General features: G+C 72.5%; 14 protein-coding genes. 9 read left to right on the plus strand and 5 right to left on the minus strand.

Annotation, left to right across the window (positions count from 1 at the left end):
* Positions 1-183 precede the first annotated feature (183 nt).
* Both ABT057_RS03115 and ABT057_RS03120 read right to left on the minus strand, forming a co-directional pair.
* Positions 184-840 carry a maleylpyruvate isomerase N-terminal domain-containing protein gene (locus ABT057_RS03115; protein WP_352340674.1) on the minus strand — a complete coding sequence of 219 codons (657 nt, stop codon included), beginning with the start codon at positions 838-840 and terminating at the stop codon, positions 184-186.
* A gap of 53 nt (positions 841-893) precedes the next feature.
* Positions 894-1,922: a LacI family DNA-binding transcriptional regulator gene (locus ABT057_RS03120; RefSeq protein ID WP_352340675.1), complete on the minus strand. Its 1,029-nt coding sequence runs from the start codon at positions 1,920-1,922 to the stop codon at positions 894-896.
* Between the two features lie 111 nt (positions 1,923-2,033).
* Between ABT057_RS03120 and ABT057_RS03125 the strand changes: the two genes are divergently transcribed.
* The 5 genes from ABT057_RS03125 (at position 2,034) to tgmB (ending at position 7,002) form a co-directional block, all read left to right on the plus strand.
* Complete coding sequence (locus ABT057_RS03125) at positions 2,034-3,215, plus strand: phytanoyl-CoA dioxygenase family protein (RefSeq protein ID WP_352340676.1); 1,182 nt, start codon at positions 2,034-2,036, stop codon at positions 3,213-3,215.
* Positions 3,216-3,607: 392 nt separating this feature from the next.
* Positions 3,608-4,885 carry a hypothetical protein gene (locus ABT057_RS03130; protein WP_352340677.1) on the plus strand — a complete coding sequence of 426 codons (1,278 nt, stop codon included), beginning with the start codon at positions 3,608-3,610 and terminating at the stop codon, positions 4,883-4,885.
* Between the two features lie 431 nt (positions 4,886-5,316).
* Entirely contained in the window at positions 5,317-5,604 is a 288-nt protein-coding gene (locus tag ABT057_RS03135) for a DUF1232 domain-containing protein (RefSeq protein WP_352340678.1), read from the plus strand.
* 203 nt (positions 5,605-5,807) lie between these two features.
* Positions 5,808-5,999, plus strand: coding sequence for a putative ATP-grasp-modified RiPP (gene tgmA, locus ABT057_RS03140; RefSeq protein ID WP_352340679.1), 192 nt, complete (start codon positions 5,808-5,810; stop codon positions 5,997-5,999).
* Between the two features lie 16 nt (positions 6,000-6,015).
* Positions 6,016-7,002: an ATP-grasp ribosomal peptide maturase gene (gene tgmB, locus ABT057_RS03145; RefSeq protein ID WP_352340680.1), complete on the plus strand. Its 987-nt coding sequence runs from the start codon at positions 6,016-6,018 to the stop codon at positions 7,000-7,002.
* A gap of 58 nt (positions 7,003-7,060) precedes the next feature.
* Here tgmB and ABT057_RS03150 read toward each other — a convergent pair whose 3' ends face one another.
* A complete protein-coding gene (locus ABT057_RS03150) occupies positions 7,061-7,294 on the minus strand; it encodes a DUF5133 domain-containing protein (RefSeq protein ID WP_352340681.1) in 234 nt (77 codons plus the stop codon).
* Positions 7,295-7,650: 356 nt separating this feature from the next.
* Here ABT057_RS03150 and ABT057_RS03155 point away from each other — a divergent pair, with 356 nt between their 5' ends.
* Both ABT057_RS03155 and ABT057_RS03160 read left to right on the plus strand, forming a co-directional pair.
* The gene (locus tag ABT057_RS03155) at positions 7,651-8,997 is read left to right on the plus strand and encodes a type III PLP-dependent enzyme domain-containing protein (RefSeq protein ID WP_352340682.1); all 1,347 of its coding nucleotides are present in this window, start codon (positions 7,651-7,653) and stop codon (positions 8,995-8,997) included.
* A 43-nt stretch (positions 8,998-9,040) separates the two neighbouring features.
* Positions 9,041-9,940 (plus strand): Gfo/Idh/MocA family protein, encoded by a 900-nt coding sequence (locus tag ABT057_RS03160; RefSeq protein ID WP_352340683.1) that lies wholly within the window; start codon positions 9,041-9,043, stop codon positions 9,938-9,940.
* Position 9,941: 1 nt separating this feature from the next.
* Here the strand turns inward: ABT057_RS03160 and ABT057_RS03165 are convergent, their stop codons facing one another.
* Positions 9,942-10,829, minus strand: coding sequence for a GNAT family N-acetyltransferase (locus ABT057_RS03165; RefSeq protein WP_352340684.1), 888 nt, complete (start codon positions 10,827-10,829; stop codon positions 9,942-9,944).
* Between the two features lie 233 nt (positions 10,830-11,062).
* Between ABT057_RS03165 and ABT057_RS03170 the strand changes: the two genes are divergently transcribed.
* Positions 11,063-12,154, plus strand: a complete 1,092-nt coding sequence (locus ABT057_RS03170) for a PP2C family protein-serine/threonine phosphatase (RefSeq protein ID WP_352340685.1) — start codon at positions 11,063-11,065, stop codon at positions 12,152-12,154.
* On the opposite strand, the gene ABT057_RS03175 is transcribed toward ABT057_RS03170, so the two are convergent.
* Positions 12,111-14,366 carry an MMPL family transporter gene (locus tag ABT057_RS03175; protein WP_502973761.1) on the minus strand — a complete coding sequence of 752 codons (2,256 nt, stop codon included), beginning with the start codon at positions 14,364-14,366 and terminating at the stop codon, positions 12,111-12,113. The genes ABT057_RS03170 and ABT057_RS03175 overlap by 44 nt on opposite strands.
* Before the next feature lie 136 nt (positions 14,367-14,502).
* On the opposite strand from ABT057_RS03175, the gene ABT057_RS03180 reads away from it, so the two are divergent.
* Complete coding sequence (locus ABT057_RS03180; RefSeq protein ID WP_352340687.1) at positions 14,503-14,709, plus strand: hypothetical protein; 207 nt, start codon at positions 14,503-14,505, stop codon at positions 14,707-14,709.
* The last annotated feature ends 31 nt before the right edge of the window (positions 14,710-14,740 follow it).

Raw genomic sequence — 14,740 nt, forward strand, 5'->3', positions numbered from 1 at the left:
CGGTACCGCACATCGGGGTCCGGATGCCCGCGCAACAGGTTCGGCAGGCCGGTGAGCAGGTCGAAGTGTTCCGCCCACGAGCCGCCCACGGTGGGGAAGGGGGGACTTCACCAGCGGCCCGAGCTACACCACTCGCGGCTGCTCGGGCATCGTCAGGCCCGGTGGCGGCCCTGATCCGGCGGGTCAGCCGAGGACGAACGGCAGTCGGGCGGCCAGTTCGCCGAGCTGTGTCCGCTCGGCGCCGGTCGGTGCCCGGCGGCCGGTGCCGACCATCAGCGCGTCCGTGTCGGTGAACGACGCCGGGAACGCGGCGCCGGCGATCCTTTCCAGCAGCTCGCGCGAGCGGGCGAGGCCCTCGGCCGGCGGTCGCGGGGCGCCCGGGAGGTGGGCGATCAGGTCGAGGTGGTGCAGCGTCCACTCCAGGACGTACGCGGTGAGGTAGTCGCCCGCCGTGAGCACCTCGTCGCGGGTGCTCACCCGCGCGCCGCGGTCGGCGAGCCCGGCGGCGCGTCCGGCCGCGGAGCCGACGTCGTCGAGGTGGAACCTGAGCAGGTGCGGTTCCCCGTAGGCGGCGGCGAGCCGGACGGTCAGCGCGTCGAGAGGGTCCTCGCCGGTCGGCGGACGGTCGGCGACGTGCCAGTACGTCACGGCGTCGACGGTGGGTTCGGTGACGGCGGGGGTGACGAGGGTGATCAGGACGTCCTGCGCGTCGATGACGAGATGGCACACCAGGTCCCGCACGAGCCAGCCGGAGCAGCCCGACGGCCGGGTGAAGTCCTCGTCCGGAAGTCCGGCGACCGCCGTGCGCAACGCCTGCCAGGAGTACGAGAAGTGATCCACGCCGGCACGGTAGTGCGGCACCGGAGCGGCGACAAGCGGACGGGTCCGGTGGGCTACGGCCTCGTGACGGGCAGGTTGAAGGGGGTGACCACCTGGATCGCCGAGGGCAGCGCGGGGCCGTCGTCGGGGAGCGCCCGGTGGGCCCGCATGACGATCTGGCAGGCGCGGCGCATGTCCTGGCGCAGGTCGTGGTGGAGGACCGCGGTGAGGCGGCGCTCGCGCAACAGCCGGGTGTTGTCGTGGTCGAGGTCGTGGGCGATGAACACCGCGCACTCCCGCCCCAGCGCGTCGAAGGCGTCGAGCGTCGCGAGGTTGCCGCCGCCCGCGGAGTAGACGGCGACGATGTCCTCGTCGCGCCGCAGCGCCTCGAGGACGAGGTCGTGCTGGGTGGCGTCCAGGCCGTCGCTGTCGGTGACCTCCACCAGCGACCGCCCGGGGTGCGTCAGCCGCATCTCGCTGCGGAAGCCCATCTCGCGTTCCTCCTCGCCCCGGAAGGAGCCCCGGCTGATGGTGATGAGCACATGGCCGGGCCGTCCGCCGAGCCACTGCCCGAGAAGGTAGGCGGCGGTGGCGCCCGCGGCCCGGTTGTCGATGCCGACGTACGCGAGCCGCGTGCTGTGCGGCAGGTCGGTGACCAGGGTGACGACGGGGATGCCGGCCGCCGTCAGCCGGCCGACGGCGGCCGTGGTCTCCGGCAGGTCCGGAGCCTTGAGGATCACGCCCTTCGAGCCCCGCTCGGCGATCCTGTCCAGGATCGCGACGAGTTCCGCGGGAGGACAGGTCTCACGGAAGTGGAAGCGGGAACGCACCACGGCGGGGTGCAGCGAGGGCAGTTCCGCCTCCAGCGCCTCGCGTACGGCGGTGGAGAACCGCTCCGGGGTCTGCATCACGATGTCGATCATGAAGGTGTGCCCCGCGAGGCGGACCTGGCTCTGCTGGCGGTCCAGGTCCTTGACGGCCTGCCGCACCTCCCTGACGGTGCTCTCCCGGACGTTGCCCCGTTCGTTGAGCACCCGGTCGACCGTGGCCGTGCTCAGCCCGGCCTGACGGGCGATTTCCCTGATCGTGTAAGGGTGCCGCATGGCTGATCCCCCCGGACGGCTGATGGACTTTTGATGTGCTGCTGAGGATTGAATGACGAGCTCGGGTTCCCAAGACTGGCAGAAGTGCCAGGGCAGCGAAAGGAACCCGCGATGACCACCACCGCCGCCGCGCGATCACGGATCTGGCTGACCGAGGCCGACTGCGATCTCGACGCGTTCCGCTCGCTCGTGGAGCGGCGCACCGAGCCCGCCGACCACCCCTCGGCCCTGCGGATCGAACAGAACGTCCCGCTCTACGACAGCGGCCGGCTCCGCTCACTGGCCGCCTCGCCTGAGGGCCTCCGGGCCGTGCGGAGCGAGCTGGTGCGGGCCCTGCTGGACGGGCCGGGCATCGTGGTGTTCAAAGGCGCCTTCACCGACCCGGCCGTCGTGGACCGCACGTCCGAGGTCTTCCGGAAGCTGATCGAACAGGAGCGCGCCGCCGGCACGGCCCGCGGCGACCACTTCGCCAAGCCGGGCGCCAACGACCGCGTCTGGAACGCCCTCGACAAGGTGGCGGTGCGGGCGCCCGAGGTGTTCGCCGACTACTACGCCAACGACATCCTGGCTCTGATCGCGGAGGCCTGGCTCGGCCCCGCCTACCAGGTCACCTCGCAGGTCAACGTGGTCAACCCGGGCGGCGCCGCGCAGAGCGCGCACCGCGACTACCACCTCGGTTTCCTCTCCCAGGAGCAGGCCGCCGCCTACCCGGCGCACGTCCACCGGCTCTCTCCCGTGCTCACCCTCCAAGGCGCGGTGGCCCACTGCGACATGCCCGTCGAGTCCGGCCCGACCCTCTACCTGCCGCACTCGCAGAAGTACGAGCCCGGCTATCTGGCGTGGCGGCTGCCGGAGTTCGTCGAGTACTTCGACGCCCACCACGTCCAGCTGCCGCTGGAGAAGGGCGACGCGGCCTTCTTCAACCCGGCCCTGTTCCACGCCGCCGGGCACAACGTCTCGGGCGACATCCGCCGCATGGCCAACCTGCTGCAGATCTCCTCCGCCTTCGGCCGCGCCATGGAGACGGTGGACCGCGCCGCGATGGCCGAGGCGCTGTTCCCGGTACTGCTGCGGCGCAAGGCCGAGGGCGCCGGCGAGGACTGGCTGCGCCGGGTGGTCGCCGCCACCGCCGAGGGCTATCCCTTCCCCACCAACCTCGACCTCGACCCGCCGGTCGGCGGTCTCGCCCCGCCCTCCCAGGCCGACACCCTCTGGCAGGCCGTCACCGAGGACTGGAACCCCGGACGGCTGCGCCGGGAACTGCGCGAGGGCGCCGAGCGCCGACAGAGCTGAAGGGACGCGGCGAACGGGTTCCTGTCCGCGCGGGCACGCGGACAGGACCCGCCCCGACGCGGATGGTGGGCGGGCCCTGTCCACCCGGTCGATTGTCGGGGCGGGGCGCTCCGGGGCCCATGGGTGCGGGCGGGGCGGCCGTGGTGAAACAAGTCCACGCCGTGTGCGCCGGGCACACCCCGTACGAATGTGGGGGTGGGACGCGTGACCGCGCGGTCGCTTGGGCAGGCGCAAGCCGAAGGCCGTCCGCCCACCCCCATGTGATCAACCACACCTCACGACGGGCGATACTGGCCTTCGCGGGTCACGCTCGTCGACGACCCCGCACGCCCCGCCCGCACACCCCGTACCGCACGCACGGCACCTCGCGCCCATCCCTCACGAACGGACTCATGCACATCTCCACGACCGTCCCGCCCCCGACCCCTTCCACGGTCTGGCTCGCCCGCGGCCGCCACACCGGTCCCACGGGGCCGGACGTGCTGCGCAAACACCTCCGGGAGTGCAAGGACAGCGGGACCCTCCAGGACTTCTCGGAGCTGCCCGACACCGAGACCGCCGAGGGGGAGTCGGCGTTCGAGGCCCGCTGGCAGGTGCCGGACGAGGTGACCGTGCGCGCCCGGCTGAAGCTGTCGGAGTGGTCGGGCCGGGGTCAGGAATGGGCGCTGGTCGCGGAGGCGGAGCGGCCCTGGGACCTGCGATGGCCGTCGCCCGCCGGAATGTTCTGGCCGTGGGAGACGGACACCGCGTGGGGCCAGGAGACCGTCACCGGTCTGCGGTTCCTCGACACCAACCCGCTGCCGGCGGACGACAAGGAGCTGCGCCGGACGCTCCGGGCCGCCCTGCACGACACCTGGACCGTCCATCTCGTCGTCCACGAGGCGATGACGCCCGACGAGCGGGGCCGGCGTTCCCTGGTCGGGCTGCTGCCGCCCGGCCTGCACCACCGGGTGGTGGAGCACCGGGCGGCGCCGCATCAGCTGCGCACGGTGAACTGGGCCCTGAAGGACTTCGGGGTCGAGGTGCCGCGCGGCGGTGCGCTGGTCCTGCCGGGCAGCCCGGCGCCGGACGGGTACGACGCCGGTGACTTCGCGGTGCGCAGTGTCTTCCTGGACGGTTCGCACCCGACCGAGGTCCTGGACTCGGTACGGCGGTACGCCGCTCTGCCCGCACCGCTGCCGGAGGGCGGCGACGCCCTGCTGACCCTGCTGCGGGAGAAGTGGCAGCTGCTCACCCTCGAGGAGGAGCTCGCGCGGGAACGGGAGCTGGTCGCCATGTACAAGGAGGCCCTGGAGGCGATGACGCAGTCCCGGGACCTGTACCGGGAGGCCGCCGAACAGGCGCACGAGGCGCTGGCCGCGTACCGGGAGGCGGCCGCCGAGGCCGGTGAGCCGCGGCTGCCGGCGCAGGCGTCCGCGCCGGGGTCCGCGCCTGCGCCGAAGAAGAGCGGTTCGCCCTTCCAGCAGCTGGGCCGGACCCTGGAGCGGCTGAAGGAGTCCACCATGGGCAGCCTGCGCCCCGCGTCGACGGAGTCGTCCCGGGTCCGGGACGAAGCCCGGCAGGTCTCCGGCGAAGCCACTGACGAGGCGACGGACAAGGCACCTGCCGACGCCGCCGAGACGGCCGGGCACAGGGCCGCCGACGGCTCCGAGCCGACAGCCGGTCAGTAGCCGGGACGAGGATCGCGCGGGTGAGGTCGGTCACACCCGTCGGCTCGACATGGCCCCGCACCGGCCCGGCGCCGGGTGCGGCCCGGGGTTCCGGGACGACCGGCTCACCCCGTGGGAGCCGTCCACGGGAACGATTTTCGGCCGCCGGGCGGATCGCCCCGAAGACTGCGGCCACCCTGCGCCTCCGAGGTGCGACACGCGGCCCTACGCCGACCTGAACCACGGTCATATGACGCAACTCGCCCTCGGACGCGGCCCCTTTGGGGGCGCACAGGGGTCGCCGAACGGCCGGAAAGTGCCCCATCCGATGCGGTAATCGACCCGGAAACGGGAATTCGGGAACCGAAATCGGGGAATTCGACCAACAAGGGCTGCGCAGCGCAGGCCGACCGGGGCGCACGCCGTACGACGGACCGCGAAGGGAGAGGCCCATGGACACGACCACCGTGCTCGTCGTCGCCGCGGCAGTGGCCGCGGTCCTCCTGGCCCTGGCCGTCGTGGTCCTGGTGCGGCTGGTCCGGGCCCGCCGGGACCTCAGACGTGCCGGGCTGCCCTCCGGCCCGCGCTGGGTGTTCTGGGGCGCCGTCCTGTACTTCGTGCTTCCCACCGACGTACTGCCCGACCCGGTCTATCTCGACGACATCGGTGTCCTGCTCCTGGCCCTGCGCTCCCTGCGCCGCTTTCCCGAGCGCGCGGGGCTCCCAACTGACCGTATCTGAAGACGTTTTCACCCCCCGTTCGGCCCATCTCCCCTGCTCCGCGCCCTGCTGGTGTCCCGACTCGCCGATGATCACGGAGAGTAAGGAAACCAACCACCCGTTCGAATCGTATAAGTGACTGAAGGTCGCAACAATGCAGCGGGCCCGAGTGACGTCGCACAGCGGCACCGCTTGATCGAGGCAGTACCGACGAGGGAGAGAACATGCAACCGTTCGCGCTCAACTACGCACGCCCTGCGGCGAAGTTGGAGTTCGCAACTCCGTACGCCTATGACCCTGGACTGCAGTTGAACGTACTCCTCGACGGCCGTGTCGCCGCTCGTGACCACGCCCTGCTCAGAGAACTGGGGACGACCACCTCCACAGCGGGTTCCAAGACCCACTTCGACGACTGAGCACGGGTCCAGATCGATGACCGTGCTCATCCTGACCTGCGAAGAGGACGTCACGGCGGACATGGTGGTCGTGCACCTGAACGCCGCGGGCGTCCCGGTCGTACGGCTCGACCCGGCCGACCTGACCAGCACCGTCGCACTCTCCGGCGAGTTCGTCCACGGTGCCTTCCGGGGCCATCTGTCGTCGGCCGGCCGGCTGGTGAGCCTCGACGGACTCAGGTCCGTGTGGGTCCGCCGGCCCGGCACCGCGGCGGCACGGGCGGCGCAGCCGTCCGCATGGCTCACGGAGGAGTCCTCGCAGGCCCTCTACGGCATGCTCCGGGGCACCGGGGCGCGCTGGATGAACCATCCCGACGCGTCCCTGCGCGCCCGGCACAAGCCGTGGCAGCTGCGGCTCGCCCAGCGCAGCGGGCTGCCCGTGCCCGCCACCCTGGTCACGAGCTTCCCGCAGGCCGCGCGGGACTTCGCGGAACGCTACCCGGACCTGGTGGTCAAGCCGGTGTCCGGGGCGCATCCGCAGGACCCGCCGCGTGCGGTGCCCACCACACGGGTCCCGCAGGGCGCCGACTTCGCGGCCGTCGCCTACGGTCCGACGCTGCTGCAGCGCAGGATCGCCAAGCGGGCCGACATACGGCTGACCGCGGTGGGCGAGCGGCTCCTGGCCGCCCGCAAGGACACGGCTCCGGGCGCCGACCCGGACGTGGTGGACGTGCGGTACGCGCCCTCCACGACGCCGTGGCGGGAGGCCGACGTCCCGCCGCGCCTCGCCGAGGCCGTACGGATGTATCTGCGCGAGGCGGAACTGTCCTACGGAGCCTTCGACTTCGCGGAGGACGCCGACGGGACCTGGTGGTTCCTGGAGTGCAACCAGTCCGGTCAGTTCGGTTTCGTGGAGGTGGACACCGGTCAGCCGATCGCCCGCACCATCGCGGAGTGGCTGGCCGGACCGGCCCCGAAGTCTGACCGCCGGACCGCCGACCGCTGCGGCTCGGCGACCTCCTGACGGCACCACGGCGCGGCCGGAGCCCCACACCGGGGCTCCGGCCGCGCCCTTCGATTCCTCAGACGGCCAGGGACAGCCCTCGGCCCGTCGCCGGGGTCAGGGAGTCCAGCAGGGCGTCCGCCGCCGCGAGCGCCTCCCCGACGTCGGACGTGTCCATGAGCACGCAGAGCGTGTACGTCACGTCCTGAAGCTCCCGGGCGGCCTCCGGCCGCTCCTGCTCCGACTGGGCGATCCTCAGCGTCGCGTACCGGGTGAGCAACGTCCTGGCGACCTTCGGGTCGGGAACGATCACGAGCGCGCCCCTCTCTACGGTTGTTGCACCGCGTGTGCCCGGACCTGGGCGATTCATGCACAGGGGAGACACATGTCACCCTCCGGGGGCACGATCGCGCCACGAACGGCCTCAACCGAGCGTCCTCCGCTCCTCCACCCAGCGTAACACACAGTAACCACCCAGCTCGTCCGTACCACTACTCAGCGTCACAGAAACCGCTTCTTTTCCTCGCCGTGCGGGCGCTGCGGGCGCGGGAGGCCCGGTACCACAAGGATTCCGGGCGTCTTCGTGCCGGAGGCCGAAGACATGTGGCGCGGTCGCGCGCAAACCTGGAGATCCTGGAGTTGTGCTCCCTCAGCGAAGGAGATCCGGACGTGTCGCACCCCGCACCGCCCCGCACCGACAACCTCACGCTCGCCGTCCGGCAGGCCGTCGCCGACGGGCTCCTCGGGGAGGACCGGCCGCTGGCCGGCTTCGTCGACGTCCAGGGGGTGCGGGAGAGCGTGGCCGCGCTGCACGAGGCGTTCGCGGGGGTGCCGGACGTGCTGCACGCCTTCTCCGCCAAGGCCTGTCCGCTGGTGCCCGTGCTGCGGCTGCTCGCCGACGCCGGAATGGGCTGCGAGGTGGCCAGTCCGGGTGAGCTGCGGGTGGCGCTGGACGCCGGTTTCGCCCCCTCCCGCATCGTGCTGGACTCCCCGGCCAAGACCCGCCGGGAGCTCGAGGAGGCGCTCTCGCTGGGCATCGCGGTGAACGCCGACAACCTCGCCGAGCTGGAGCGGATCGACGCCCTGCGGCCCGCCGACTGCGCGTCCGTCCTCGGCGTGCGGGTCAATCCGCAGGTCGGCGGCGGGTCGATCGGGGCGATGAGCACGGCGACCGCGCACTCCAAGTTCGGCGTGGCGCTGCGCGACCCGGGCGCCCGGGAGCGGGTCGTCGAGGCCTACGCGCGCCGCCCCTGGCTGACCCGGCTGCACGCCCACGTCGGCTCGCAGGGCTGCCCGCTGCCCCTGATCGCGCGGGGTCTCGCGGCGCTGCACCGGCTCGCCGAGGAGATCAACGCGCGTGTCGGCCACCGCCAGGTCACCAGCCTCGACCTGGGCGGCGGACTGCCGGTGAACTTCGCGGACGACTGCGTCACACCGACGTACGCCGAGTACGTGGCGGCGCTGACCGCCGTGGAGCCGGCCCTGCTGGACGGCAGCTATCAGCTGGTGACCGAGTTCGGCCGCTCGCTGCTCGCCAAGAACGGTTTCACCGCCGGCCTCGTCGAGTACGTCAAGGAGTCCGGCGGCCGCCGGATCGCGCTCACCCACGCCGGGGCCCAGGTCGCCACGCGCACGGTTTTCATGCCGGAGGACTGGCCGGTGCGGGTGTCCGCGTACGGCCCGGACGGCACGCCGAAGACGGGTCCCTTGGTGCCCCACGACATCGCCGGGCCGCTGTGCTTCGCCGGGGACGTCGTCGCCCACGAGCGTCCGCTGCCCGAGCTCGCGGAGGGCGATGTGGTCGTCCTGCACGACACGGGCGCCTACTACTTCTCGGCGCCCTGGGCGTACAACAGCCTGCCGAGGCCGGCCGTGTACGGGTATCTGGTGCGGGACGGCCGGGCCGCCTTCGCCACGGTGCGGCCCGCGCAGTCGGTGCGGGAGATCTCCGCGGAGAGCGGACTGCACCGGGCGGACGCCCTGCTGACGGGGTTCGCCGTGCCGTCGCTGCGCTGAACCCGGGTGTGCCCTGGCGGGACCGGTGTGCGAAGCTCACGGCATGCGCATAGGTCTGCTCGGTACCGGCCCCTGGGCCCAGATGGTCCACGCCCCGGTACTCGCCACGCACGAGGCGCTGGAGTTCACCGGGGTGTGGGGCCGCCGCCCGGAGGCCGCCGGGGAGCTGGCGGACCGTCATGGCACGCGGGCCTACGCCGAGGTCGACGACCTCCTCGCGGACGTGGACGCCGTCGCCGTCGCGCTGCCGCCGAACGTGCAGGCCGAGCTGGCGGTCCGGGCCGCCTCGGCGGGCTGCCACCTCCTGTTGGACAAGCCGGTCGCCACGACGCCGGACGGGGCACGGGCCGTGGTGCGGGCCGCCGAGAAGGCGCAGGTCGCCTCGGTGGTCTTCTTCACCACCCGGTACCTGTCCGAGACCGCGGACTGGATCGCGGCGCAGACGGCCGCCGGGGGCTGGTTCACCGCGCACGCCCAGTGGCTGGGGTCGGTGTTCGCCGAGGAGAACGGCAGCCCGTTCGCCACGCCCTGGCGGCGCGAGAAGGGCGCGGTGTGGGACGTGGGCCCGCACGCCCTGTCGGTGCTGCTGCCGGTGCTCGGCGACGTCCGCCGGGTGGCGGCCGCGGCCCGCGGTGCGCGTGACACCGTGCACCTGGTCCTCGATCACACCGGCGGCGCCTCCAGCACCGTGACGCTCAGTCTGACGGCCCCGCCCTCGGCTTCGGGCGCGGCCGTCGCCCTGCACGGCGAGACCGGCACCGCCCGTCTCCCCGAGCCCACCGGAAGCGCCGCCGACGCCCTCACCCGGGCCGCCGACGAACTCCTCGCCGCGGCCCGCGACGGCCGGGCCCACCCCTGCGACGCCGCGTTCGGCCTGCGGGTCACCGAGATCCTCGCCGACGCCGAGGCCCTGCTGGGCTCCGGCGCCGGCGCCGCGGACTGAATCAGCGGGCCTCGAAGTTCGCCCGCTCCCGTGCGACGGGGTAGCCCGCCCTGGTGAAGTGCGCGGCCATGGGGAAGTTGGCCTGGTCGGTCGCGGCGGCGATGAACCGCGCGCCCCGTTCGGCGAGGTAGTGGGTGCACTCGGCGAGCAGGTCGTAGGCGTAGCCGTGCCCCCGGTGCTGTGGGAGGACCCCGATGAAGCCTATGCAGGGGCCGACCGGGTTGTGGGCCGGGATGTGGATGCCGGCCAGCTCGCCGTCCGGGGTGTACGCGGTCTGCCACCACTCGCGCGGGGAGGGGCACCAGCGGAAGAAGTCCAGCTCCTCCTGGGCGGCCCGGTCCGGTCCGCCCTCCTCGATCGCCTTGCGGGCGTGGGCGTCCAGCGTGTCGGAGTGGATGCGCCGCAGGGCGTCGAAGAACACCGCGTCGTCGGGTTCGGGGGCGAACCGCAGCCTGCCGGGACGGTCGGGCAGGCCGCACTCCGGGGTCCAGCGGTAGACGAAGCGCTCCACGAGCAGGGTGTACCCGGCCGCGCGGGCGGCGGCGTAGCGGGCCTCGGCGGCGGCCCGGGTGGCGGGGTCCTCACGCCAGCCGGTGGGCAGGACCAGGTTGAGGCCGACCCGCCAGGACGCGGTGCGCAGCAGTTCGGCGCCCGCCTCCTCCTCGCCGTCGGCGAAGTCGAACCACTCGACGGTCACCGGTTCGGCGTCGTCGGGGCCGCCCCACCATGCGGCGCGGGCGACGACCCGGCCGTCGCGCAGCGCGACCCGCTTCCACTCGGGCCGGTAGGTGTCGTTGCCGAACGCCTCGGCGGCGCGCAGCGGGTCGGGCAGGGTGTCGAAGACATGGACGTCGCTCTCGTCGAGAGCGCGGATGACCAGATCGGTCACGGATTCCTCCGGGATGCGTATGACGTGATGCGCTCCCGGGCGCCCGACACGGAGGTCAGGCGAGGCACGCCGGGGTCACGGGGTGGGAGCGCGGGGTGGATGAGAGGTTCATCGGCGCTCGCCTCCTTCCGTGGTGTCCGGGCGTGCGGTCACACAGTAGAAGATCGTCCGACGGGGAGTCCAACCGATATTTTCGGCGTGCGTCCGCCGGTGCCCGGGGGGAGCGTGGTGGTGTGGCACGAGTGGACGGGGAGCGGCGGGGCTGGCTGCGGGGCGCGCCCCCGCCGCCGTGGGTGCGGGCGCTGCCGATCCTGCTGATCGCGGGGGTGTCCGCGGCCACCCTGGCCGACCCCGATCCCCTGGACATCGGTTTCCTGCTGGGCGCGATCCCGCCGCTGGCCGTGCTGTCCTACGGTCCCGTGGCGACCGCGGTGCTCGGCGCGGCCGTGGTGGTGATACTGAACGTGCCGGCGTTCCGGCTGGACGACCCGGGCCAGACGGACCTGCTGACGATCTGTTTCGTCGCCGCGCTGAGCGTGTTCGTGGCGTTCGTGCGCCGCCGCCGGGACATGCAGCTGGACATGGAGCGCACGGTCGCGGAGGCGGCCCAGCGCGCGGTGGTGCCGTCGGTGCCGGAGCGGGTGGGTCCGGTGCGCTGCGCCGGCCTGTACCGGGCGGCCGAGCGCGGGACGCTGGTCGGCGGCGACTTCTTCGACGTGCGGGAGAGCGCGCACGGGGTGCGGGCGGTGCTGGGGGACGTCCAGGGGCACGGACTGGCGGCGATCGCTACGGTGGCGTCCCTGATGGGGGCGTTCCGTGAGGCGGTGCTGGACCGGCCGTCCCTGGAGGAGGTGGCGGCCCGTCTGGACCGGCGGCTGGCGGTGGACTCGGCGCGGGTCGCGCACGCCGAACTCTTCGCCACGGCCGTCCTGCTGGAGTTCACACCGGCCGCGGACGCCGTGCGGATCGTGGTGTGCGGGCATCCGCCGCCCGTGCTGCTGCGCGACGGTACGGCGACGGAGGTGGCCGTCGTCCCGTGGACACCCCTAGGTCTGGGCCTGCCGGGTGCGGCCCCGCCCGGCGGCCGTGCCCTCGCGCTGCGCCCCGGCGACCGGCTCTTCCTCGCCTCCGACGGCGTCTGGGAGTCCAGGGACACCGCGGGCGCCTTCTATCCGCTCACGGACCGGCTGCCCGCCCTGACCGACGGCACCGGCCCGGCGGCCACGGCCGACCGCGTCTGGGCCGATCTCCTGCGCCACTCCCCCGCCGTCCGTGACGACGTCACGATGCTCGTTCTCGCCCCCGGGGATCCCGCGGGCCGTTGAGGGTCTCGGTGTCCCCCTCGGCGTCGATGTGCGGCAGGATCCGGTCCAGCCACCGCGGTGTCCACCAGGCGTGCGGGCCGAGCAGTGTCATCACCGCGGGCACCATGAGCAGGCGTACGACGGTGGCGTCGATGAGCACGCTGACGGCGAGGCCCAGGCCGAGCATCTTGACGACGATGTTGTCGCTGATGATGAACGCGGCGAACACACTCACCATGATCAGGGCCGCGCAGGTGATGACCCGGGCGGTGATCTCCAGGGCGTGGGCGACGGAGTCCTTGGCATCGCCGGTGCGCAGCCAGGCCTCGTGGACGCGGGAGAGCAGGAAGATCTCGTAGTCCATGCTGAGGCCGAAGATGATCGCGAACATCATCATCGGCACATAGCTCTCGATGGGCACATCGCCGTTGACGCCCAGCGCGGGCCCGCCCCAGCCCCACTGGAAGACGGCGACGACGACACCGTAGGAGGCCGTGATCGACAGGACGTTGAGGACGGCGGCCTTGACGGCGACGAGGAGGCCGCGGAAGACGGCGAGGATGATCAGGAAGGCGAGGCCGACGACCACGAGGATGATCACGGGGAGCCGGCTGGCGACGATGTCGCGGAAGTCGACCTGGGCGGCCGTGGTGCCGGTGACATAGCCCTTGGCGTCGTAGCCGGAGACCGCGTCGGGGAGGGTGTGGTCGATGAGCCGGTTCGTCAGGTCGGTGGTGGTGGCGTCCTGCGGGGCCTGGGTGGAGTAGACGGTGGCGATCAGGACGTCGCCGTCCTGGGTGGCCGTCAGCGGGGTGACGACGGCCGCGTCCGGCACGGCGCCGAGGGTCTTCTGTGCCTGGGAGGAGAGGGCGGATCGTTTGTCGGAGGGGACGGACGTCTGGTCGATGACGACGGTGAGGGGGCCGTTGGAGCCGGGTCCGAAGGCGTCGGTCATCAGGTCGTAGGCCCGCCGGTCGGTGAAGGAGGTCGGGTCGGCGCCGTCGCCGATGTGGCCGAGCTGGATGGAGAACACGGGGATCGCGAGGATCGCGATGACGGCGACGCCCGCCCCGAGGTACTCCCAGGGCCTGCGCTCGACGCGTTTGGCGTAGCGGTGCCAGGTGCCGTGCGGGGTGGCGCCCGGTTCGGCGTCGGTCTCGGCGACCGGTCTGCGGACGTGGTAGCGGTCGATGTGCCGGCCGATGAGTCCGAACAGGGCCGGCACGAGGGTGAGGGCGCCGGCGACGGCGGAGACCACCGTGACGGCGGCGGCCAGGCCGAGTTTGCCGATGAAGGACACCCCGGACGCGTACAGGCCGGCGAGTGCGATGATCACGGTGGTGCCGGAGACGAGGACGGCGCGGCCGCTGGTGGCCGCGGCGTGTCCGGCGGCCTCTGCGGGATCGGCGCCGTCGATCAGGTTCTGCCGGTACCGGGTGGTCAGGAAGAGCGCGTAGTCGATGCCGACGCCGAGGCCGATCATGGTGGCGAGGGTCGGTGAGACGGTGGCGAAGACGAAGGCGGCGGCGAGCAGCCCGAGAATGGCGAGTCCGCCGACGACGCTGATCAGCGCGGTGATCAGGGGCAGCCCGGCGGCGATGACGCTGCCGAAGCCGATGAGCAGGACGACGATGGCGACCGCGAAGCCGATCAGCTCGCTGACCCGGTCGTCGGCCTTGGGCCGGGCCAGTTCGCCGAGCGAACCGCCGTACTCGACCTCGGCGCCGGCCGCCCGCAGCGGCTGGACGGCCTGGTCGACGCCGGTCAGGTAGCCGTCGCCGAGGGTGGAGGGCTGGACGTCGAAGCGGATGGTGATGTAGCCGGTCTTCCCGTCGCTCGACACCGGACCGATCTTGGTGGGGGTCTGTGAGAGCGGGTTCTGCACGCTGAGCACGTGCGGCAGCTTCTGCAGGTCGCCGACCGTGGTGGACATCTGCGAGCCGAGCGCGCTCAGTGCCTGCTTGTCGTCGTGGAGCACGATCTGGCTGCTGTAGCCGCCGGCCTGCGGGTCGTGCTCCTTCAGGACGTCGAGGCCCTTCTCGGACTGCACGTCCGACAGCTGGAAGTTGTCCTCGTAGGTCCCGCCGACGGAACGGTCGATCACTTGGAGGGCGACCATGGCCACGAGCCAGGCGATGATGACGATCAGGAAGTGGTGGGCGCACCAGGCGCCGAGCCTGCGCAGTCCTCCGCGCCCGGATTTCCCGGCGGTGGTGGGTGCCATAGGGCCCATTACACGACAACACGATCTTCCCGGCATCTCGGGCGGGGCCGGTCGCCGGCGGACCCGGGATCTGATCGACATTGCAGGGTGCGGCTCCAGGATGAATGGTGTTAGTACATTCCTTCGGACGCGAGGAGCAGACATCATGCCGACGTCACAGCCAGGCGCCGCCCGGCCCTCCCCGGACCGCGTCACCCCGGACAGCCTGCTCCACACCCGCACCGGCACCGAGGTGTCGCCGGAGGACATGGTCCTGGCCACGGGACGGGACCTCACCCCCCGCAACCTCGAGTGGGCCAGGCGCAAGCTCGACAGGGAGGGACCGAGCGCGATCGAGAAGCTGCTGCCGTAGGCCTGTCGATCCGCGTGAGCGACGCCGCGGG

This window comes from Streptomyces sp. NPDC002588 (assembly GCF_040295925.1).
Lineage (GTDB): Bacteria > Actinomycetota > Actinomycetes > Streptomycetales > Streptomycetaceae > Streptomyces.

Bases quoted from the DNA above. Each gene is read 5' to 3' on its own strand.
- ABT057_RS03120 (WP_352340675.1), bottom strand. From the start codon at position 1,922: ATGCGGCACCCTTACACGATCAGGGAAATCGCCCGTCAGGCCGGGCTG.
- ABT057_RS03125 (WP_352340676.1), top strand. From the start codon at position 2,034: ATGACCACCACCGCCGCCGCGCGATCACGGATCTGGCTGACCGAGGCC.
- ABT057_RS03130 (WP_352340677.1), top strand. From the start codon at position 3,608: ATGCACATCTCCACGACCGTCCCGCCCCCGACCCCTTCCACGGTCTGG.
- ABT057_RS03135 (WP_352340678.1), top strand. From the start codon at position 5,317: ATGGACACGACCACCGTGCTCGTCGTCGCCGCGGCAGTGGCCGCGGTC.
- tgmA (WP_352340679.1), top strand. From the start codon at position 5,808: ATGCAACCGTTCGCGCTCAACTACGCACGCCCTGCGGCGAAGTTGGAG.
- tgmB (WP_352340680.1), top strand. From the start codon at position 6,016: ATGACCGTGCTCATCCTGACCTGCGAAGAGGACGTCACGGCGGACATG.
- ABT057_RS03160 (WP_352340683.1), top strand. From the start codon at position 9,041: ATGCGCATAGGTCTGCTCGGTACCGGCCCCTGGGCCCAGATGGTCCAC.
- ABT057_RS03175 (WP_502973761.1), bottom strand. From the start codon at position 14,366: ATGGGCCCTATGGCACCCACCACCGCCGGGAAATCCGGGCGCGGAGGA.
- ABT057_RS03180 (WP_352340687.1), top strand. From the start codon at position 14,503: ATGCCGACGTCACAGCCAGGCGCCGCCCGGCCCTCCCCGGACCGCGTC.